The organism is Paenibacillus sp. OSY-SE, from assembly GCF_000283315.1.
Lineage (GTDB): Bacteria > Bacillota > Bacilli > Paenibacillales > Paenibacillaceae > Paenibacillus_B > Paenibacillus_B profundus.
Window position 1 is genome coordinate 19027 of sequence record NZ_ALKF01000164.1, and the last position, 20224, is coordinate 39250.

A 20224-nucleotide genomic window follows, 5' to 3' on the forward strand; every position below is an offset into this window, starting at 1 on the left:
GAAACAAGAATGGTGGGCGTATCCGCTTCCGTCGCTGTTGAATCCAAGTCATTGGGATGAGACGATGCGGGGATGACTCGGATTCAAAGGCGATCGCCAGGTCTCTCCAGCGGATACTCTCCACCCCTTTTTGTTTCGTTTTCAGCCTTAATGTGGTTTCTGAACAGCCTAAGGCAGCAGCGCACCGGCGCTTGCTGCCTCTTTATTTTTTCCTTACCCAATCATAATCTTGCCTTCCGGATAACGGAACAAGGATTGCTCCTTGCGGTTGCCGAGCGCATAGGCGAGCGTCATCGGGCCGATCCGTCCGATGAACATCGTCATGCAGATGACCAGCTTGCCGAAAGGCGTCATCTCCGGCGTTAATCCCATGGACATTCCGACGGTGGCTACGGCGGACACTGTATCGAACAATATGCTGATGAACGGCTCGTCCTCTGTAACGGCAAGCAGCATGGACACGGACAGCACCATGAACAGCGCTAGGAAAATAATCGTCAACGCCTTCACGATTTGGTCTTTGGCGAGGCGATGGCGGAACAATACCGCATCTTCACGCCCGCGCAGCATGGCATACACTGCCGCCAGCAGAATGGCGAACGTCGTCGTCTTAATTCCGCCGCCGGCCGATCCCGGCGATGCTCCGATAAACATCAATATGATGAGGAAGAATTGCGTCACTTGCCGCATATCGGCAATTTCAAGCGTCGCTGTCCCGGACGATCTCGCGGAAATGGATTGGAAGAACGACGCATACAGCTTGCCGTCCCATGTTAACGATCCGAGCGTATTCGGGTTCGTTACTTCAAAGATGAATATAAATATGGCTCCGACAACGACTAGAAGCGCTGACATGGACAGCACGACTTTCGAATGGAGCGACAGCCGGCGCGACTTCGGATAATCGTACAGCTCCGCCAACACGATGAAGCCGAGCCCGCCAGACAAGACGAGCAGAAAAGCGATCAAGTTCGTTAAGAAGTCTCCCGCATACTGCTGAAAGCTTGACCCAAACAGATCGAAGCCCCCATTGTTAAAGAGGGACACGGAATGGAACAGGGCGTAGTAGAACGCTTGTGTCAAGGACATATGGCTGGACCAATGCAGCATGAGAATAACGGTTGCGGTGCCTTGAATGACAAATACAAAGATGATGACGCGCTTAATCGTGCGCACGATGCCTTCCATGCTGTTCGCGTTAATCGATTCCTGTAGGATCAATCGTTCGCGCAGCGATATCCGCTTGCCGAGCATCAAGTAGAAGAGCAGCGCCACGGACATGAAGCCGATGCCGCCAATTTGAACGAGTGAAATAATGACCCCTTGTCCGAACGCAGAGAAGGTCGTCCCGATATCGACCACCACTAGCCCTGTGACGCACACGGCGGACGTTGCCGTGAACAAAGCGTCAACGATCGAGAGGGAATGATCCGGTGCGGTGGAAATCGGTAATTTCAATAAAATTGTGCCTATCGTAATAATAAACAGAAACCCGGTCACCAGCACGCGTGCCGGAGTCCAGTGCAACGTTCGCTTTCGCCAAGCAGTCATGTGAACGTCTCCTTTTTATAGAACTATATCATGAAGGAACGGCTCCTAATTTCAACTTTACTGGTGTATGTTTTATGAAATGCATTTGTCCGAACCTGAACCAAAACGTTCACTAGTATATCGTTTCCAGCAACGTATGTAAATGACCGTTTTAAATTATTAACATTTTCCTATTTCAAAGGGGTGTTGGCAAGCGGACTCTTTTGTTATAATTGATAATTGTTCTCAATATATTGCGATAAGTTCGGCATTAGTTCGATGTATGTAAATCATTGCCGACTTGAGCATGATACTATTATTTGGTGAAGAAGGGGATGGAAATCCATGGGAAGTTGGTTTTGGTTCGCTTTGGCCTCTGCCGTAATGGCTGCTTTCGTGTCCATTTTCGGAAAAATTGGCTTGCAGCAGGTGGATTCAAACACGGCCACGGCAATCCGTGCCGTCATTATGGCGTTGTTTCTGATCGGCGTCATAGCCGTTCAAGGAAAGCTGACGCAAATCGGCGAAGTGTTGGCGAACCGCAAGGCGCTGCTATTCATCGTGTTAAGCGGTGTGGCGGGAGCGTTGTCGTGGTTGTTCTATTTTTTAGCCATTCAAAAAGGGGACGTGGCGAAGGTCGCTCCCATCGACAAGCTCAGCGTCGTGCTGGCTGTCGGATTTGCATTTCTGTTTCTGGGGGAGAAGCTGTCGATCTGGGGAACGATGGGGGTCGTGCTGATTGCCATAGGCGTCATTCTGACGACGATTGCATAAGCTGGACGGTTCCACCTGCGCAGGCCGAGAGGGTGCCTTATGACACCCACGGCCGACCGTATACTTTCCAATTCACGACGAAGCGGCTAAGCCAATACGTTGCAATATGAAGCACAATGAAGCCGATAAGCAAAGCAGGCTGAATGATGGCGAAAATGATCCAAATGATAAGGAGAATGAAGGGCTGAAGCTTCTGAAATAGTTGTGCTGGCCACCACACTAGGCGAAACCACAGGTGCGTCTTCTGCAGCGCATCCATATATTCTTCCCGCACCTGCTGATCGCCCGGATCAAGGCGAACCGCCTCTCCCATGAATTTGAGGGAATGCTCATGTTCCCCGCGCTGGTCTGCCGCCCATGCCAGCTGCATGAACGTATACGCATGTTCTTCGTTCATCTCAAGCGCTTTGCGCTCAGCTTCTTTAGATTCCGGAACACGTTCCAATTGGGCGAGTACATAGCTGTAAGTGGCATAAGCAATTCCGGCAGGCTCGATGGCAATGCAGCGTTCCAGCGACAGCAGCGCTTGTTCTAGCGCGCCTCTTCGCATTTGGTACTGCGCCAGGAGCAAATGGGGCGTCGGGTCGTCTGGAGCCACGATGGCGAGCTGCCGAGCGGCGGTCTCGAATGCGCTCCATTCCCCGCGGTCGTAATACACCGACATTCTGACCCGCCAGGCATCCGGTTGATAAATATCGCGCTTCAGCGCTTCCGCAGCCCAATGCAGCGCTTTGTCCGGCGCTACCGGCTTGTGGACCATCGCAGCGAGCGACATAACCGTTGGATGCTCCGGATATTGCTGCTGCAGCCGGGCGGTCCCCAGCAGCGCCTCTTTATATCGTTGCCGCTGATACAGCTCATTAATTTGTTGAATCGCCATTTGGAGGTGTTTGATCGTCTCGCGGTCTTCAGACTCTTCCGCCTCTTCTCCCTGCTGTTCCTGGCAAGCCTGATGCTCTTCGACCGCTTCGATCGCTTGTTTCCCGTCTTGCTCTTGCGACATCCTCCGTCACCTCCGTGTTGAAATCATCTATCTTCCATCCTGTTGCCAATGAATATATTTATTCGATAACCAAAAAGGTGTGCTGTTAAATATATCAGTTAGGGAAGTTGACAATATTGTAGATCTCAGCGGCTACCGCCGCAAGTCCCCAGTGGGGCTGTTTGTTAAAATGTGTCTAAATAATGGTATGTGTTACGTTACCATACACCCCATATGAATGTCATCAGATGCATGAACAAATATATATATATGACATATAAAAGAACCGCTATCGGAGAGCAAGCGTCTCTTTAGATAGCGGTGCCAGTTTTTTGCGTTATTCGCTTGCGTCCATTAATAATTAATCCTCAGGCAATTCCTTCGCCCACTCATCCAGCGTCGAATCGTTAGGCAGCAGCCACGTCAACAGGCCGAGAATCGGCAGGAAGCCGCATGCGATCATCACGTTTGTGATGCCCCAGCCGTCGATGAAGTAACCAAGCACGAGTGCGCCAATACCGCCCATACCGAATGCGAAGCCTGTAATGAGCCCCGATACGGTCCCGATATTGCCTGGATGAAGCATCTGAGCATAGACGACCGTCACCGAGAAGCTGGAGAGCAGGATGAACCCGTTCAAGGTCAACAGGACGGCAGCCCAGAATGGAGTGACGAACGGCAGCGCCAGCGCGATCGGCACCGTGCCGACGATGGAGACGAGAATCAGATTGCGTCTGCCGAAGCGGTCGGCAAGCGGACCGCCGAAGAACGTTCCAACCGCACCGGCGGCGAGGAACAGAAAAATATAAATTTGCGCATTATCGAGACTAAGCTTATAGGCATCCATCAGATAGAATGCATAGTAGCTCCCGATAGCAGCCCCGTACCACGAGCGGACAAAGACGAGCACGACCAAAATGATTGTCGCCCAGAGGATGCTTTTGCGCTTCGCAGGGTCCATCGCTCTTGCCTGATGGCGCTTTTTGAACGTGTAGCCGGCATCGAGCATGCTGCGATACCACTTGGCTACATACATCTGCACAGCGATTCCGGCGGCTGCGATAATCGTGAAGCCGAGCGCCCCGATCTGACCGAACGGGATGAACACCCATTTCGTCAGCATCGGCGCCAAGGACTGCCCAGCATTCCCGCCGACTTGGAAGATGGACTGCGCCAGACCTTTGCGCATTCCGGCGGCCATATGGGCAACCCGGCTGCCCTCTGGATGAAAGGCGGCGGAACCGAGGCCGACGAAGATAACGGCAAGCAGCACCATCCAATAATTCGGCGCATAGGCGAGCAGGAGCACACCGGTAAAGGTAAAGCCCATCCCAATCGGCAGGAGGATCGGCGTAGGTCTGCGATCCGCCGCATAGCCGACGACAGGCTGCATGAGCGATGCCGTAAAGTTGATGGCGAATGAAATCCAGCCAATCTGCGTGAAGGACAGGCTCATCGTGTCCTTCAGAATCGGGAATATGGCCGGGATGACGGCTTGAATCGAATCGTTGAACAAGTGTACGAAGCTGATGGCGAGCAGAATGCGGAAGACGGTCGTCTGCTGCGGGCTAGCTTGCGGCCGAAGCGCTGCGGATGCAGGGCCCGTGCCGGCGGCATCTTTGCCGTTCATGGACAAGCTCCTTTCTCTCTGGCGGTAATATGTATGTGATATCATCGACGATACAGGAGTCAGTTCGTGATAGGTACAGCGTGCCTTCCCGTTGCCGCCATGGGATGATAGCGGAAGAAGGAGCGAGCGAATGAAGTAGAGATAGCGCAGCGGGATGCGTGATGACTGACGGTAAAGAGGCTGCTTTCGCAGCACTTCTAGAAGACTGGTGATAAAGTGACGGCAAACTGCAAAAGTGCAGGTTAATGGAGTATTGAGCGCCGTTTACCTTGAACAACCCTTTCGAAATGAATGATGTAACGATAATCGTTTTTAGGAAGGGAAGCAATATATAAAAAAGCCCATATCCAAGCAAAAAACGGGGATTCCCGTCACCGGATAGGGGCCTTTCGAGCGATTTCGCATTAGTGCGAATTGAAAAAGTCACTGTTCAGCACCGAGGAGGTAGCAAGAACTCGAAGCGTATGCTCCCGAAGCGAGTTTTGCTCCGCAAAACTTGTAAGGAGCAGCGGCAGTGCAGGCGAGACTACATGAGCACCGGACTTCAAGAGTGAATTGCAAGATTCGATGTCGAATCACATCTTGGGTTACTTCGTGATCAATAGGGGGTTTTTGAACAACCTCTATTAGAACAGCAGATGCGCAATCAATGTAATAATCGGCAGCGTAATAAGGGTGCGCAGCACAAATATAATTAAAAGATCCTTCAGATTGACCGGTATTTTGGAGCCGAGCAAGAGACCGCCCACCTCTGACATATAAATGAGCTGCGTTACGGACAGCGCCGCGACGACGAAGCGGGTCAGCTCGCTTGTTATATTGGAGGCGAGCACAGTAGGCAAGAACATATCGGCAAAGCCGACGAGAATCGTCTGTGAAGCCGCATCCGCTTCTGGCACACCTAATAGATTCAGGAGCGGAATGAACGGCCAGCCGAGCCATTTGAACAACGGCGTGAACTCGGCAATCGCCACCGCGAGCGTGCCGATAGCCATAACGACCGGGATGACGCCAATCCACAGGTCAATGATGTTTTTGCTTCCGTTCTGCAGGAAGGATCTCGTCCCCTCATGCTGCTTCGCCTTGCCGACCGCTTGATGGAGCGCCCAGCGCCATGGCTTCCACGAAGGAGGTATCACTTCTTCTTCGGCTTGTTGCACTTCGCCGTAATACGTATCCGGCTTGCGTGAGAGCGGCGGGATGCGCGGCATGATGATGGCTGCGACCATACCCGCGAACGTCACTGTGGCGTAGAACGGCAGAAACAGATGCGCCATATTCACGTTGGACAGCACGATAAAGCTGAACGTAATCGAGACGGCCGTAAAGGTCGTTCCAATAACAGCCGCTTCCCGTTTCGTATAATAACCCGACTCATATTGCTTGCTCGTCATCATGACTCCGATCGTGCCATCACCGAGCCAAGAGGCCATACAGTTAATGGATGAACGACCGGGCAAGGTGAATATCGGGCGCATAATTTTCGTCATCAGCGTTCCGAAAAATTCGAGCAACCCGAAATCAACAAGCAGCGGGAGCAGCAGACCCGCCAACAGAAAGACGACGAACAGGCCGGGAATCAAGCTGCTTAGCAGCATTCCGCCCGTATTCTCCGACCCTATCCAGTCAGGACCGATCTGAAAGTATGTCAGCAGCGCAAATATCATTCCCAACGTTCGGGTGACGAACCAGAAGGGGGTAATGTGAAACATGGATTTCCATAATGGAAGCGCAAGCAGGTGCTTCGGCGCGAGCCAGCGGGTGTAAGCCGTCCCGATCCAAGCAAGCACGATGACGATAGTGGCGGCCAGCGGCAGCCATGGCGCTAATGCATGCTGAATTGCTTTGGCCAAAAATGCAATGGGAACCGTTACTTCCCCATTCCATTGCAGGGGCACGACGAAGAGCAAAAGCCCTAGCAAGGAGGGAATGGCAAATCGCAAAATCCCTGTCCAGCCTTCGCCCCGTACGGGAGCGGATGACTGTGGGTCGTTCGTTGGTGTCATGTATATAATCTCCTTCGAGTTGAAAGTATAATTATGCAGACCCCGTATACTTTAATACAAACCTATATAAAAACCAAGGATTTGCGCCATAATCAAAAATGGTAAATATATGAATACACATAGCTGCGAGCGAACGAATCGGAAGAGCGTTCTATAATATTTATCACATTTTTTTCGCTATACATTGTGAATGTTATTATTTTCACAAAATAGACAAATGATAGCGTTTGCGCGAGGTTGTCGTGGCTAAAGAAACGAATATAATAAAAGTATGTTCGGTTGATGCAATGAACAATGTCATACAACGAGCACAGGACGCAATATTTTTTAATTTAGTAAGTGAAGGTATTCACATTCACATGGATTATTATTTATCACCTTTCAATACAATTCTGATTTGAACATAAGGGAGGAACTTACTATGAAAGTTGCAGTCATCGGTTGTACACATGCAGGCACCGCCGCTATCGTCCAAACGGCCAAGCGTTACCCTGAAGCTCAAATTACCGTATATGAACGAAACGACAATATCTCCTTCTTGTCCTGCGGCATTGCCTTATATGTGGGCGGCGTCGTGAAAGACCCGCAAGGACTATTCTATTCTTCGCCGAATCAGCTTGCAGACCTTGGAGTCGTCACGAAGATGCGCCACGATGTGCTTGATGCAGACACAGCCAATAAGACGCTCCGCGTACGCAATCTGGAGACGGGTGAAGAGCTTGAGGATACATTCGATAAGTTGATTATTACGACGGGTTCATGGCCGGTTGTGCCGCCGTTCGAAGGTATCGACCTTGACAATATTATGCTCTGCAAAAATTATAATCATTCCAATGCCATTATTGAAAAAGCTCAGGATGCCCGCCGTGTCGTCGTCATTGGTGCAGGTTATATCGGCATCGAGCTCGTTGAAGCGTTCGAGGAGAACGGTAAAGAAGTGACGCTTATCGACATGAGCGATCGGGTGATGTCGAAATACTTGGATGCTGAATTTACGGCTCCCGTAGAAGAGACATTGCGGGCAAAAGGCGTGCGGCTGGCGCTTGGAGAAACGGTAGCTCGATTTGAAGGAACCGACGGGCGCGTCTCGAAGGTGGTTACCAATCAGGGCGAGTATGAAGCGGAACTCGTCATTCTCTGCATCGGCTTCAAGCCGAGCACGGAGCTGTTCCGCAGCCAGCTTGACATGCTGGATAATGGAGCCATCGTAGTCGATGAATATATGCGCACGAGCCAGCCTGATGTATTTGCCGCAGGGGACTGCTGTGCCGTACAGTACAATCCGACGGGTCAAGCCGCGTACATTCCACTGGCGACGAATGCCGTCCGCATGGGCACGATTGCCGCATGCAACCTGGTGGAGCCGCGTATCCGCTCGCTTGGCACGCAAGGGACGTCTGGGATTAAGATTTATGATCATCACATCGCTTCTACAGGCTTAACGGAGCAAGCGGCACTTGCTGCCGGAATGAATGTGAAAGTGAGCACAATAACAGACAGCTACCGGCCCGAGTTCATGCCGACTCATGAGGAAGTCATGCTCAAAGTGGTGTACGAAGCGGATGGCGAACGCATCGTCGGCGCGCAGCTGGCATCGAAAATCGACTTGACGGCTGCCGTCAATACGCTGTCACTCTGCATTCAGAACAAGATGACGATGGATGAGCTGGCAGTTGTCGACTTCTTCTTCCAGCCTCATTTCAATAAGCCGTGGAACTTCTTGAACACGGTCGGGCTGCAGACGCTGGCACGAGTATAAAGGGCTGTTGTCAGGCGAACCGCAACCTGATTAATGTATATACATCTATACGCAACCGTCAATGTCGCATTCCATGTGATATTGGCGGTTGTTGACTTCTAAGAAGACAATCCCTGATACTTAATAGAGGTTACATATATAACGAAACGCAGGAGGAGGGAACATACTCCTTCATACATACGATAGTCGGGAGTGAGCAAGATGTACGTCGTTGAATTAACCTCTACGAAGCCGATGACAGAAGTGGATGTGCATTTGGATGGGCACCGTTCTTCCTGAACGAACAATATGCGCAAGACAAGTTCATTATTTCCGGAACTATAGATGCAAGCGCCGTCTAATGACGACGCTTTTTCTTTTTATATAAGGTTAATTCTTAGCATTAACGAAAAAGGGTTACAACTCATAGCATCATAGAGTAGTAAACTCATTTTATATCAACTTCATTAAAGCCCAAGCGATCTCGGAAAGTGGTGGTATTATCCCCTCCAAGTTCACTCTTGTTCCTTATGATAGCACAAGGTTTTTTTTTTGAGTGTCTACTTAAAGGGGATAATACCATAATGAAATTTTGGCGGGTTTTTTCAATTGGAGATGAGTAAAGCTACTATAATTCGCCACAATAAAAAGATAGTGTCACAAAATCGCATCTTGAGATTGTTATATAGGTATACGAGAAAGGAGGTGATCTCTTGCAGCCTACCATCCCCGGGGAAGCGGAAGGAAAAAGGAATGCAATTGAAGCGGTTGTAGAGCAGGTCCAAGCAGGAGACACACAGACATACCATGCGATCATTATCCAGTTTGAACGGCAAATGTATACTTACTGCTACTATATTCTGAAGGATCATACGGAGACGGAAGATGCCGTTCAGGAGATCTTTATTCGCGCCTATGAAAATCTTCATCAGTACAGCAGACAAGTATCCTTCTCTGCTTGGCTGTATAAGATAGCCTACCATCATTTGATTAATATAATGAAAAAGCAGAGCCGCTGGCTCAAGCTGATCGAACATTATAAAGAGCAGCAGCCTGCGCTGCAAATCTCACGCCACGAGTCAGTGGTCTATGAGCTTTTGATTTATCTTACAACGGAAGAGCGGCATATTTTACTCCTTAAGGCGGTAGAACAGTACACCTTTGAGGAAATAAGCGAAATTATGGGCCTCAAGCCCGCCACAATACGGAAAAAATATGAACGATTGCGTCGAAAACTGATGGAACGTACAAGCCAAAAAGGAGAGATGGCACATGGGACATTGGCCGAAACAAACGGAATTCGCTGAAATGGATGCAATAGAACAAATGATTCGTGAATCGTCATTACCAAACAAAAGCAGGAGTGATCAAATTATGAATAAAATTGGAGAGAGTGAACTGACAAGAAGATCTTCGAAACGAAAACCAAATATAATGAGAAGAACCGTCTTGGTCGCATCTGTCGCAGCAATACTAGGTGGAGGTGTGATTGGTACGGGATTTGTATCGCCGGCAATGGCTGCAACATTACAAAATATTCCAATGATTGGCGATCTTTTTAAAGGATTAAGCAAAGAAGCTCTGGATACTGCCATTAACCAGGGAATCGTATCTGATCCCAACCTGAGTGTAACCCATGATGGAGTAACGCTGAAGCTAGCCAGTTTGCTCTACGATGGAACCCGTTTATCCTTCGTGTTGGAGCGTGAAGGGGCAGATTTGCCGCCAACTGCTGCTTATTCATATCTATCTGAAGAGGGGTTCAAGGGAGAAATTATCGATCCTGACTTTGAGAAGCAACCGGTTCATCTTAAAGGGTATATTAAAAGACCAACCATTCTTGTTAACGGACAAGAAATTGAATATGACGGAGGCAACTTTGGGGATTATTCTGTAGAGGACAATGTTGCTTATAAAGTTGAACTGACACATGGCTTGAAATTGCCTGACCAATTCGAGCTCACGATTCAGGCGGATGTCACACAGGTGAATGAAACCTTTGAATTCAAAACTCCCGTGAAGATAGAGAATAACTCGCTTGTGTTGAAGCCGGAGGTCTCCAAATCGGACGGACAGTTCAGTTATACCGTCAAGGAACTGGTTAGTTCGCCAGTGTCTACCCGTCTCGTTCTGGACAGTAAGGGCCTGGTTCCAAAATCTCCGGAGCAAACGGGCGATTACAGCGCCAGCATGGTCTATTATGAGCTTGTGGACGACAAAGGAAATGTCCTGCAACCAGATGGGGTCGAGTACTTCTGGAGCGAACCCAAAACAGAATATCACATTGATAAGCTGTATTCCCCTTTTGACGGCAATACGAAATCGATCACGATCAAGCCGTTTACACTTACTGTGAAAACCAAGGATTGGAAGGTTGTCGGCGGCAATGACAAGAATAGAACATATCTGAAAGATCTGGAAGTGACCATTCCTATAAAAAAATAGCAAAAAAATAGAGAGGCTGTTCCAAAAGTCATCAAAGATGACGAGGGGATAGCCCTTTCTTCTTTTTGACATACCGGATAATCATCTTGCGCATGTCGTGAACGTGGCGATTGATCGTCTGGATGACCAGGACCCTTTCTATACCCTTGGCGTAGCGGAATATCGCTTCATTGTCTTCAAGCCGACGAAAGCCGTCGAAGGGCTGCACAGCCGTCTGTTTTCAAATTAATACGGAACAAAACCCGGCGGTCTTCATTCTGCCGGGTTTTGCTTTTTTACTTCGTTATATTAGTTTCGCACACCGTTAACCGGCGTTACGAAAAACAACCAGAACTCGCATTTTTGTGCTGTGTTCCACCAGCGATATTTTCCCTTGTTTTAAAGGGTTCCTTATACGATTATAAAGAAGCAGATTCGCGTTTTTTCATCATTGACAGTCTATCGGAAACCTTCTATGATTAACATCAAACAACATAAATTAACAAGAATCCACAACAATACACAGAAGGAGCTGGCTCGATGTCTTTGTCCTATGAGGAGCGTAAAGTAGACATCCTTGCGACGCTGGACCGAACCGAACGCGTCCAAGTGCAGTCGCTGGCGGATCAACTCCAAGTGTCCACCGAAACGATTCGCCGTGACTTGGATCGGCTCGAGAAAGAGGGCAAGCTCAAGAAGGTATACGGCGGGGCCATCAAGGCTCGTATGGAGGCATGGGAGGCGCCTTTTGTTCAACGTACGCACATGCTTGCCGCAGAGAAGCGGGCTATTGGCCGATATGCTTCGTCCCTGATTGGCCAAGGCGAGACAATTATGGTCGACAACGGAACGACAACGATCGAGCTCATCCGTCATTTGCAGGATCGGCCAGACGTGACGATGATCACCCATTCCATTCCCGTCATGCTGCTGGCGCTTGAACTATTCCGCGGCAAGATAATATTCGCCGGAGGGGAGATCGACGGCCGCTCGCAGACTGCGTCTGGCACGCTCACGGAACAGATGCTGCAGCAGTTCACCGTGCACAAGGCATTCATCTCTGTCGGCGGCGTGTCGCTTGTTGAAGGCACCACCGATTATGAATTGAACGAGGCGAGCCTCTCCCAGCGGATGATGGAACGGGCTGAAGAGGCTATCGTGCTGGCCGATCATACGAAGTTCGGCAAGACGACCTTTGCCCGTATTGCGCCGTTGGAAGAGGTGTCTAGGATCATTACGGACGAAGGCTGTTCTCCGGAATGGATACGGCAAATCAGCGAGCTTGGCGTTCAGGTCATCGTTGCGGCCGAAGATGGCCGCAGCGGGCAGGGTTAATCCTTTGTTACACCGTGATCAAGCGTGCTTCCGGGCCGGATAAGCTTCTTAATGCCCGGGCAGCCGCATAAGCTAGAAACCATGTGAACTTTATAAGGATGATGAATATGATGACGGACATGATAGCCATACACCCCGAAGTATGGCAAATCGATTATTGGGAATTAACGATTCGCGTGATCATTGCGGTAGCGCTCGGCGGCGCGATCGGGCTGGAACGCGAGCTGGGCGAGCATGCGGCCGGTTTCCGCACGCATATTCTCGTCTGTCTCGGCTCGGCATTGATTATGATGCTCTCCAGCTATGGCTTCTCGGCATTCATCTATGAGACGAACGTCCGGATGGACCCGGCACGCCTTGCGGCTCAAGTCATCAGCGGCATCGGCTTCTTGGGAGCAGGCACGATTCTGCGGACCGGGATGACTGTGTCAGGGCTGACGACGGCAGCCTCACTATGGGTAGTAGCCGCCATCGGCCTCGCTGTAGGGGCAGGCTTCTATTACGGCGCCATCTTGACCGCATTCACCGCTTTCTTCAGTCTGTTCATGCTGAATAAGCTCGAGAAAAAGTTCGCGCGCTTCACGAAGTCTTCGCAGACCCGGCATCTTGCCCTCGTCGTGCATGATGCGCCGAGCCATATTGGTACGGTGCTGCAACTCCTTAAGGAGCAGGGGCTAACCGTATGCGACATGGCAGTCGAGCCTCTTGATTCGTGGAATGGAACTGGAGATGGATTGCAGTCGAATACGGATGTCGGCGCATTGGATATGGAATGCGTCTTGCTTCAATTGACATTGAAGTCCCGGGCTTGGCATGTCGAGACCTTGCTCGGGGAGCTGTTATCTTTGCCATGCGTCAAATCCATCAAGCATTTCGCCCTAGAAGACTTGGTGATTGAACGAGGGAAATGGAGCTTGAGCGATCTGTTCGGCGGCGAAAAGCGTCCGGGACGTGACGTGGACACGAAACTATAAAAATAATTATAAACAATTTTAAAAAAAGTTGTAAAAGAGGTTGTTAAACTCAATCGTAGATCACCTTTATATAAGAAGAACCAAACCCCAATTGCCACGCTCGTCTATGTTCAAAAGGTTCAATGTGAACACCTTTAAATAAGAACACCCCGTGCAAGGATCCTTCAATGGTGTCCTCACACGGGGCTTTTTGTCATCATTCGGCGTATTTCTCGGGAAATAACGCTTCCTCGCCATGTTCGCGTCGAAAGAACTCGTTACGCGTCATAACGTTTTGCACGATACACAATGATGCATAATAGGACAGAGGCAACCGCCCAGATGCAAGTAACGCCGATATGGCTCCAAATATTAGTCAAGCTGCCGCCATTCCAGAGGATGTCGCAAGCTGCCGCCATTTGTTCCGTCGGCAAGTAGCCAATAGCGACGTTAACGGCTTCGCTGTTCAGCAAAGCGCCGAACATCGGTCCCATGAGGAAGATGAGCAGGAGCGGCATGCCGAGGAATGACGTTTCCATTGACGTGCGGGACATCAATCCGATTAAGGTGCCGAGCGCCAAATACATGACGATGTTCGGGATGAGCAGGAGTAAGAAAGACACCAGGTTGATGCTCGGTGTATTGGCAATCAAGATGGACAGGATGACTGCACTTACTGTCATAATGGCCGAGATGGCGCTCTTGCCGAGCAGCACTTCTATCGGCTTAGCCGGAGAGAGCATGAGTACGCGCAGCGTATGCTTCTCTTTCTCTTCGGCAACCATCATCGCCTGCACGAAAGCTCCGGTAATGCTCAGGGCCATGTTCATAGGCATTGTGAGGACGGAAGCCCCCACACTCTGTTCGCTGCGGAACAAGAAAGCAAATATGACAGGAATTGCGGCAGTTAACAGCAGCACCGGGTTTTTGGAAGAATCCTTCCACTCCTTTTGAATAATGGCCGAAACACGTTTCATTGCAAGTGTCATTTTAATATGCCCCCTGTTACTTTGATGAAAATATCACTTAAGGTCGGTTCGTTCGAATGAATCGCCACCATTTTGCCGGTCGTCATCCAGTCGTAAATACGGCGTGCGCCTTCGTCATCGCGCTGCACCGAATAGGTGCCCTCGGTAGTCGTTACCGTTATTGTCGAATCCGCATATTTTAAGCGCAGCCTTTGCGGTGTGTCCATTGCAGCGATATGACCTTGATGGAGGAAAGCAACCTGATGACAGAGCGATTCGGCTTCTTCCATATCGTGTGTCGTGAGGAAGATGGTCGTCCCAGCACGGTTTAGAGCTTTCAGCGCATCATGAATATGTCTTGTGTTGGTAGGGTCCAGAGCCGATGTCGGTTCATCCAGGAACAAAATGTCCGGATTATGCAGCAGAGCTCTTGCCAGTGTAACCCGCTGCTTCATACCCTTGGAGAGTGTCTTGACTGTTGTCTGCCGTTCATTAGCGAGATTGACCTGCTCCAATACTTCCTTGGCGCGGCTCGATGGCACATTGTAAAGCTTGCAGAATAGCTCCAGATTGTCTTGAATCGACAGCCGGTCGTACAAGGTGCTGTTATCGGTTAGAATCCCGATTCGCGACAAGTGGCGATGACGTTCGACTTCGTTCATCTTTGCAATGTCAACGCCGAATACGCGGGCCGTTCCGGTAGTTGGAAGCATTTGACCAGACAGAATTTTCACCGTCGTCGTCTTACCGGAGCCGCTCGGCCCGAGAAAGCCGTATATTTCTCCGCGTTGTATTGTAAAGTCGATTTGTCTCAAGGCCTGTTTGTTGCCGAACGCCTTCGTTAAAGCCTGCACTTCAATGATTGGTTCCATGTCACGTTACCTCGCTTTATATAAATGGTTATGATGAGTGTCGTACTCTGTGTCGTCTGCCTGCAAGCTGCGAACGGTAAGCGTTGTTTGCAGCTTGCCTTTTGACATCCTCATCATATCCCGAATGCCCGGGAGACGCCTTATAAAGGCGGCAACTAGCGCACTCTGGAGGGTGAATGGAACACTTCACGGGGTGAGTGGAGCAAGTGGGTTCAACTAATTCCCATGATGGTTTTCATCTCTTCGTACTTATTCTTTGATAACGGCACCGTGCTTTTCTTCTCATCATCCAGCACCAAGCTATAGCTGTTGCGGGACCAAATGATGACTTCGCGCACCCGCTGCAGGTTGACCAGGTAGGAGCGATGACAGCGGAAGAAGCCGAACGGCTTTAGTTTCTTTTCCAATTCCGTCAGAGTCATCGAGCAAGGATACATGCCGGAATGAACGTGCAGCTGTGACGTGCCATCCTGACTCTCGATGAAATTCATTTCAAGCGGGTCGATGAGCACGATTTTGTCTTCCACACGTGCTGGAATTTTATCGAACGAGAGCTGTGGATACCAGCGTTGTCCGGGTGTATCGGCATCGTCCTCCAGCGCCGAATCCGATGAGACCTCGTCAGCGTTGCCCGGATCCTCGTTCCGCGCGGCGGAAGCCTCTGCTGCCTGAGCTGCTGACACTGCTGGATCATAAAGCGTTTCTTCGCTGTCTGGAGCTGATACATCTATGTCGTAGACAGTATTCGGTTCCTCCGGTTCCATAATGGCTGCGTCGTTCTGTTCCTCCGTGCCGTCGGCTTCCTCCTCGATCAATACGGGCTTGAAGCCGGACGGGGTCCAGCGAATGACATCCTCCGTCATCGTTAACGCGCTTTCTAACGATGGTACCGTCATGAAGATGGAGACACCCTCCCCGCACATCGACTGAATCCATTGACGCAGCAAATAGCTGCTCTCCAAGTCCATCTGGAATTCAGGATCTTCAAGGACGATCAGTTCGGGGCGATGAACAGCAGCCCGAGCCAGATGGAATCGCCGCTGCTCCGATACCGAGCATTTGTCGAGCAGAGTATGCTGCTGTTCTTGCAGTCCGACCAGTTGCAGCAGCTGGTCCACCCGCGATTTGTTGAACGAGCCGTACAGCTTCATATAGAAAATGAGCGCTTCTCGCGCAGAAAGCCGCTCATGAATGGCGTCTATTTGCCTTATCCAGCCGATACGGGAAGTTGCGGAGGCAGCGGACAGAGGCTGGCCGCCCCATGTCGCTCGTCCAGCAGAGAGCTTCGATCTGTCCATTAACACATCTATAATTAGCGAGCCGGTTATATGATTGCATTGAACTGCCAGGCATTGGCCGGGCCGTATCGTTAAGCTAAGTGATTCTAATAATGTTGAATTTCCTTTCGTTACGTACAGTTTGTCTAAAATAAGACCGTCCGAATCCGAGGCGGGCTTCAAGGTCATGGAGAACACTCCGTTTCTTTATAATCAAAAATTGTGTAATAAATATCATTTATTATCATAGATCGAGATGATGGAGTTGAGTAGTCTGTTGTCGTGGAAAAGAAGCTTGTAAAAGCAGGGAAAAGAGTAAACGTTCGTGTTTTATCCATATAAAATAAGGTTTGAAACTGAATTCCGCCTGTTTTTAATGTTTAATCACGAACATTAGGCTGATAAACTGTTGACATGTTCGGTAGAGTTCGATACAATATCCATGTCGCCAGCAAAGCGACTGCAAGGAGCGATTGGACTCTTATTTGTTTATCCTGTTCGTATATCCCTGGAGATAAGGTCTGGGGGTCTCTACCAGGAGCCGTAAATTCCTGACTACGATGGGTGTGCTTTTGCATACCTGAACGTAACAGGATTTTTTTTTGCCCGCATCATTGTGGGCCCTGGAACAGAGACGAATCAGACCAAGACAACGCGCATATCGAGGAGGAACCAATGAGCAAATATGATGTAATTGTCGTTGGCGCAGGACCGGCCGGAATTTTTACATGCTATGAACTGACGTTGAAGGCTCCCCATTTGAAAGTGATGCTGGTGGATAAAGGACATGATATTTACCGCCGCAGCTGCCCAATATTGGAGGAGAAGATTCAAATGTGCCCGCCGGCTGCTGGCAAGAAGGAATTTGCGGGCTGCCTTCCGGCGTGCTCTATCACGAACGGGTTCGGTGGTGCCGGAGCTTACAGTGACGGCAAATTTAACGTTACAACCGAGTTCGGGGGATGGATGACCGATTATTTGCCGCCCTCGCACGTGTTGGACTTGATTAAATATGTAGATGGCATCAATTTGGAACATGGTGCGACACCAGAAATTACAGACCCAACGACTGAGACCGTTCGCCGCATTGAGCAGCAAGGTTACGCAGCTGGGCTGAAGCTTCTGCGGGCGCAGGTGCGCCATCTGGGTACCGAGCAGAACTTGGAAATTATGAAATCGATATATGAATATTTGCGCCCGCGCATTGATATGGTGTACAAGGCGGAAGTGGCCGACATCGTCACCGTCAAGCAGGACGGCCGCCATGTGGTGACAGGCATCGAGATGAAGAATGGAGACACCCATGAGGCTGCTCAGGTCGTAATCGTCCCCGGACGTGACGGTTCGGCGTGGCTGACGGAAATCTTGAAGAAGCGCCGCCTGAAGATGTTCAACAACCAAGTGGATGTCGGCGTGCGCGTGGAGACATCCGATGTTGTTATGCGTGAAATTAACGAGCATTTATATGAAGGGAAATTCATATTCAATACGTCCGTCGGGACACAGGTCCGCACCTTTTGCAGTAATCCGTCAGGGCACGTCGTGGTGGAGAATCATAGCGGCATTATGTGTGCAAATGGTCATTCCTTCAAAGACCCGAAGCTCGGCTCCGCCAATACGAACTTCGCGCTGCTCGTCTCGCATAAGTTCACGGAGCCGTTCGACAAGCCGAACGAATACGCGCGCGAGATCTGCAAGCGGGCGAATGATCTGTCCAACGGGGGCGTCATTGTACAGAAATTCGGCGACATTATGCGCGGACGCCGTTCCACGGACAACCGCATCAAGGAAGGCTTCCTTGAGCCGACCTTGAGAGAAGCGGTTCCGGGTGATTTGGGCCTCGTCTTGCCATACAACACGATGAAAAGTTTGGTGGAGATGGTGGAGGCACTGGATAAAGTAACGCCAGGCATCGCTTCGGAACATACGCTGTTCTATGGGGTGGAGGCGAAGTTCTATTCTGCCCGGCCGAAGCTGGACCAGACGTTTGAATCGGAAATCGCGGGGCTATATTGTGGTGGAGACGGTGCGGGAACGACCCGCGGACTGGCGCAAGCCGGGGCGGCAGGCGTTCATATCGCCCGCAGTATTATGGAGAAGCGCGAAGGAACCTTCATCTAATATAGGCAACAAAGTACGTTCAACAGGCTTGCAGGCGTTATACGCTCGCAGGCCTATTCGGTATGGGGAGCACCGTTGCGACTTGTGAATAAAATGGTACATCTTTGAAGCAATCTTTGTGATAAATTGCACAACATCGTCTGAAACACTTCGTTACAATGAACTTGCAACCGGAACTTCTCATGCACATGATGCTCGAAAAAGAGAGGAACGGCTGCAGATTTTCTTGACATGACAGAATCAGGCATATCTGTATTGGTGTACAGGGGGGATTCATATGGCTGGCTATTTAAAGCCGCAGCAGATTGCAGAGGCGACGGTAGAGACCGGTGTTGTGAAAGCGAGAAATCCGCTCTCGGCGATGATTATCCTTGGATTTCTTGCCGGAGCGTTCATTGCGCTCGGGTACTTGCTATATATTCGTGTAACCGCAGATGCGCCTCAAGAATGGGGCAGCATCAACAGCTTAATCGGAGCGTCATTGTTCCCGGTGGGGCTCATTCTCGTTCTGCTTGGAGGCGGGGAACTGCTGACAGGCAACATGATGGCAGTGCCATTGGCACGTATGAAAGGCCGCATTTCTACGGGCGAAATGATGCGCAATCTGATCGTCATTACATTGAGCAACTTTGTAGGAGCGCTGTTCGTTGCGTATTTCTTCGGGCATATCGTCGGTCTGACGGCATCTGGGGTTTACTTGGAAAAGACGGTGGCAGTGGCGGGGCATAAGCTGCACGACAGCTTCCTGCAAGCATTCATATCCGGTATTGGCTGCAACTGGCTTGTTGCGCTGGCAGTCTGGCTATCTTACGGGGCCAAGAGCTTCAGCGGCAAAATTATGGGGATATGGTTCCCGACCATGACATTCGTTGCCATCGGATTTCAGCACGTTGTGGCTAATATGTTCGTCATTCCGGCGGCCATATTCGAAGGCCACTATAGCTGGGGAGACTATTTCGTGAACTTCGTTCCGGTCTGGCTTGGCAATTTGGCTGGCGGCGTCATCTTCGTGGCTGGAGCTTATTATTTGACCTACTTGCGGAACGTTCCCGAGAAAGAAACAGCTGTGAAGACGCAAGCTGTGCCAGCGCAGTCAGGCACTTCCACATCTGCGGGGGCATCGACGGCAGGGGCGAGCATAAGCTAATTCTATTTATATTAAAAAACTGACATATGAACCAAGCCCTTATACGGCTTGGTTTTTTCGGTATCTCGCCTTAGAGTGTCACGTTACCCTTCCCGAAGAAGGTATGCCTGTTCCTTCCCTTGCCTTGCTTCACTCTCCCATTGATTCAGAAAGGCAGCATGCCCTTCCCTTTGAAACGAAAACATGATATCGGGCTTCCGTGCTATGGCCCTTATGTTCATTCTCCCATACAGTCAGGAGGGATAACATCGAGGATAAGGCACATTCCGTTTCGTATCCTGCCATGAACCGACCGCTCATGATGGCAGTTAACTAGAGTGGTCACTGGACGTGTCGCTTTCTGATGGAAGGGGAGAATGGAGCAAAGGGGCGGGTGAAGTGAATCACCGTCAGTTAGAACGCGCACTGTACGACGGAACATTGCGTTCATGATGAAGAGTCAATGCCCTACTATTCGACAGACGGTG

General features: G+C 50.2%; 16 protein-coding genes and 1 riboswitch. Of the genes, 9 read left to right on the forward strand and 7 right to left on the reverse strand.

Going from position 1 to position 20224, the window contains the following annotated elements; all coding sequences use genetic code 11:
• Positions 1-213: 213 nt before the first annotated feature.
• Positions 214-1551 carry a TrkH family potassium uptake protein gene (locus A372_RS0108355; protein WP_019420383.1) on the reverse strand — a complete coding sequence of 446 codons (1338 nt, stop codon included), beginning with the start codon at positions 1549-1551 and terminating at the stop codon, positions 214-216.
• 324 nt (positions 1552-1875) lie between these two features.
• Here A372_RS0108355 and A372_RS0108360 point away from each other — a divergent pair, with 324 nt between their 5' ends.
• Positions 1876-2304 carry an EamA family transporter gene (locus tag A372_RS0108360; RefSeq protein WP_019420384.1) on the forward strand — a complete coding sequence of 143 codons (429 nt, stop codon included), beginning with the start codon at positions 1876-1878 and terminating at the stop codon, positions 2302-2304.
• Between the two features lie 37 nt (positions 2305-2341).
• On the opposite strand, the gene A372_RS0108365 is transcribed toward A372_RS0108360, so the two are convergent.
• The 3 genes from A372_RS0108365 to A372_RS0108375 form a co-directional block, all read right to left on the reverse strand.
• Positions 2342-3307 (reverse strand): hypothetical protein, encoded by a 966-nt coding sequence (locus A372_RS0108365; RefSeq protein ID WP_019420385.1) that lies wholly within the window; start codon positions 3305-3307, stop codon positions 2342-2344.
• 340 nt (positions 3308-3647) lie between these two features.
• Positions 3648-4916 carry an MFS transporter gene (locus A372_RS0108370; RefSeq protein ID WP_019420386.1) on the reverse strand — a complete coding sequence of 423 codons (1269 nt, stop codon included), beginning with the start codon at positions 4914-4916 and terminating at the stop codon, positions 3648-3650.
• 626 nt (positions 4917-5542) lie between these two features.
• Positions 5543-6922: a YjiH family protein gene (locus A372_RS0108375; protein WP_019420387.1), complete on the reverse strand. Its 1380-nt coding sequence runs from the start codon at positions 6920-6922 to the stop codon at positions 5543-5545.
• A gap of 421 nt (positions 6923-7343) precedes the next feature.
• Between A372_RS0108375 and A372_RS0108380 the strand changes: the two genes are divergently transcribed.
• The 6 genes from A372_RS0108380 (at position 7344) to A372_RS33585 (ending at position 13393) form a co-directional block, all read left to right on the forward strand.
• Positions 7344-8681 carry an FAD-dependent oxidoreductase gene (locus tag A372_RS0108380; protein WP_019420388.1) on the forward strand — a complete coding sequence of 446 codons (1338 nt, stop codon included), beginning with the start codon at positions 7344-7346 and terminating at the stop codon, positions 8679-8681.
• A 692-nt stretch (positions 8682-9373) separates the two neighbouring features.
• Complete coding sequence (locus tag A372_RS0108385; protein ID WP_019420389.1) at positions 9374-9967, forward strand: RNA polymerase sigma factor; 594 nt, start codon at positions 9374-9376, stop codon at positions 9965-9967.
• Complete coding sequence (locus A372_RS0108390) at positions 9933-11105, forward strand: DUF4179 domain-containing protein (RefSeq protein ID WP_019420390.1); 1173 nt, start codon at positions 9933-9935, stop codon at positions 11103-11105. The genes A372_RS0108385 and A372_RS0108390 overlap by 35 nt, the downstream gene beginning before the upstream one ends.
• Before the next feature lie 103 nt (positions 11106-11208).
• On the forward strand, positions 11209-11334 hold the full coding sequence (locus A372_RS39030) for a hypothetical protein (protein WP_272943459.1): 126 nt from the start codon (positions 11209-11211) through the stop codon (positions 11332-11334).
• A gap of 290 nt (positions 11335-11624) precedes the next feature.
• Positions 11625-12419: a DeoR/GlpR family DNA-binding transcription regulator gene (locus A372_RS0108395; protein ID WP_019420391.1), complete on the forward strand. Its 795-nt coding sequence runs from the start codon at positions 11625-11627 to the stop codon at positions 12417-12419.
• Positions 12420-12526: 107 nt separating this feature from the next.
• Positions 12527-13393, forward strand: a complete 867-nt coding sequence (locus A372_RS33585) for an MgtC/SapB family protein (protein WP_019420392.1) — start codon at positions 12527-12529, stop codon at positions 13391-13393.
• Between the two features lie 257 nt (positions 13394-13650).
• On the opposite strand, the gene A372_RS0108405 is transcribed toward A372_RS33585, so the two are convergent.
• From A372_RS0108405 to A372_RS0108415, 3 genes are all read right to left on the reverse strand, one after another.
• Positions 13651-14361 carry an ABC transporter permease gene (locus tag A372_RS0108405; RefSeq protein WP_019420393.1) on the reverse strand — a complete coding sequence of 237 codons (711 nt, stop codon included), beginning with the start codon at positions 14359-14361 and terminating at the stop codon, positions 13651-13653.
• The gene (locus A372_RS0108410) at positions 14358-15212 is read right to left on the reverse strand and encodes an ABC transporter ATP-binding protein (protein WP_019420394.1); all 855 of its coding nucleotides are present in this window, start codon (positions 15210-15212) and stop codon (positions 14358-14360) included. Before A372_RS0108410 ends, A372_RS0108405 begins: the two co-directional genes overlap by 4 nt.
• A gap of 212 nt (positions 15213-15424) precedes the next feature.
• Positions 15425-16678 (reverse strand): LytTR family transcriptional regulator DNA-binding domain-containing protein, encoded by a 1254-nt coding sequence (locus A372_RS0108415; protein ID WP_019420395.1) that lies wholly within the window; start codon positions 16676-16678, stop codon positions 15425-15427.
• A 289-nt stretch (positions 16679-16967) separates the two neighbouring features.
• A riboswitch (purine riboswitch) is annotated at positions 16968-17067 on the forward strand.
• 97 nt (positions 17068-17164) lie between these two features.
• Here A372_RS0108415 and A372_RS0108420 point away from each other — a divergent pair.
• On the forward strand, positions 17165-18610 hold the full coding sequence (locus A372_RS0108420) for an NAD(P)/FAD-dependent oxidoreductase (protein ID WP_019420396.1): 1446 nt from the start codon (positions 17165-17167) through the stop codon (positions 18608-18610).
• Between the two features lie 277 nt (positions 18611-18887).
• A complete protein-coding gene (locus A372_RS0108425; RefSeq protein ID WP_019420397.1) occupies positions 18888-19757 on the forward strand; it encodes a formate/nitrite transporter family protein in 870 nt (289 codons plus the stop codon).
• The last annotated feature ends 467 nt before the right edge of the window (positions 19758-20224 follow it).

Coding starts and splice junctions, on each gene's coding strand:
- A372_RS0108355 (WP_019420383.1), bottom strand. CDS start 1,551: ATGACTGCTTGGCGAAAGCGAACGTTGCACTGGACTCCGGCACGCGTG.
- A372_RS0108360 (WP_019420384.1), top strand. CDS start 1,876: ATGGGAAGTTGGTTTTGGTTCGCTTTGGCCTCTGCCGTAATGGCTGCT.
- A372_RS0108365 (WP_019420385.1), bottom strand. CDS start 3,307: ATGTCGCAAGAGCAAGACGGGAAACAAGCGATCGAAGCGGTCGAAGAG.
- A372_RS0108370 (WP_019420386.1), bottom strand. CDS start 4,916: ATGAACGGCAAAGATGCCGCCGGCACGGGCCCTGCATCCGCAGCGCTT.
- A372_RS0108375 (WP_019420387.1), bottom strand. CDS start 6,922: ATGACACCAACGAACGACCCACAGTCATCCGCTCCCGTACGGGGCGAA.
- A372_RS0108380 (WP_019420388.1), top strand. CDS start 7,344: ATGAAAGTTGCAGTCATCGGTTGTACACATGCAGGCACCGCCGCTATC.
- A372_RS0108390 (WP_019420390.1), top strand. CDS start 9,933: ATGGGACATTGGCCGAAACAAACGGAATTCGCTGAAATGGATGCAATA.
- A372_RS0108395 (WP_019420391.1), top strand. CDS start 11,625: ATGTCTTTGTCCTATGAGGAGCGTAAAGTAGACATCCTTGCGACGCTG.
- A372_RS33585 (WP_019420392.1), top strand. CDS start 12,527: ATGATGACGGACATGATAGCCATACACCCCGAAGTATGGCAAATCGAT.
- A372_RS0108405 (WP_019420393.1), bottom strand. CDS start 14,361: ATGACACTTGCAATGAAACGTGTTTCGGCCATTATTCAAAAGGAGTGG.
- A372_RS0108410 (WP_019420394.1), bottom strand. CDS start 15,212: ATGGAACCAATCATTGAAGTGCAGGCTTTAACGAAGGCGTTCGGCAAC.
- A372_RS0108415 (WP_019420395.1), bottom strand. CDS start 16,678: ATGACCTTGAAGCCCGCCTCGGATTCGGACGGTCTTATTTTAGACAAA.
- A372_RS0108420 (WP_019420396.1), top strand. CDS start 17,165: ATGAGCAAATATGATGTAATTGTCGTTGGCGCAGGACCGGCCGGAATT.
- A372_RS0108425 (WP_019420397.1), top strand. CDS start 18,888: ATGGCTGGCTATTTAAAGCCGCAGCAGATTGCAGAGGCGACGGTAGAG.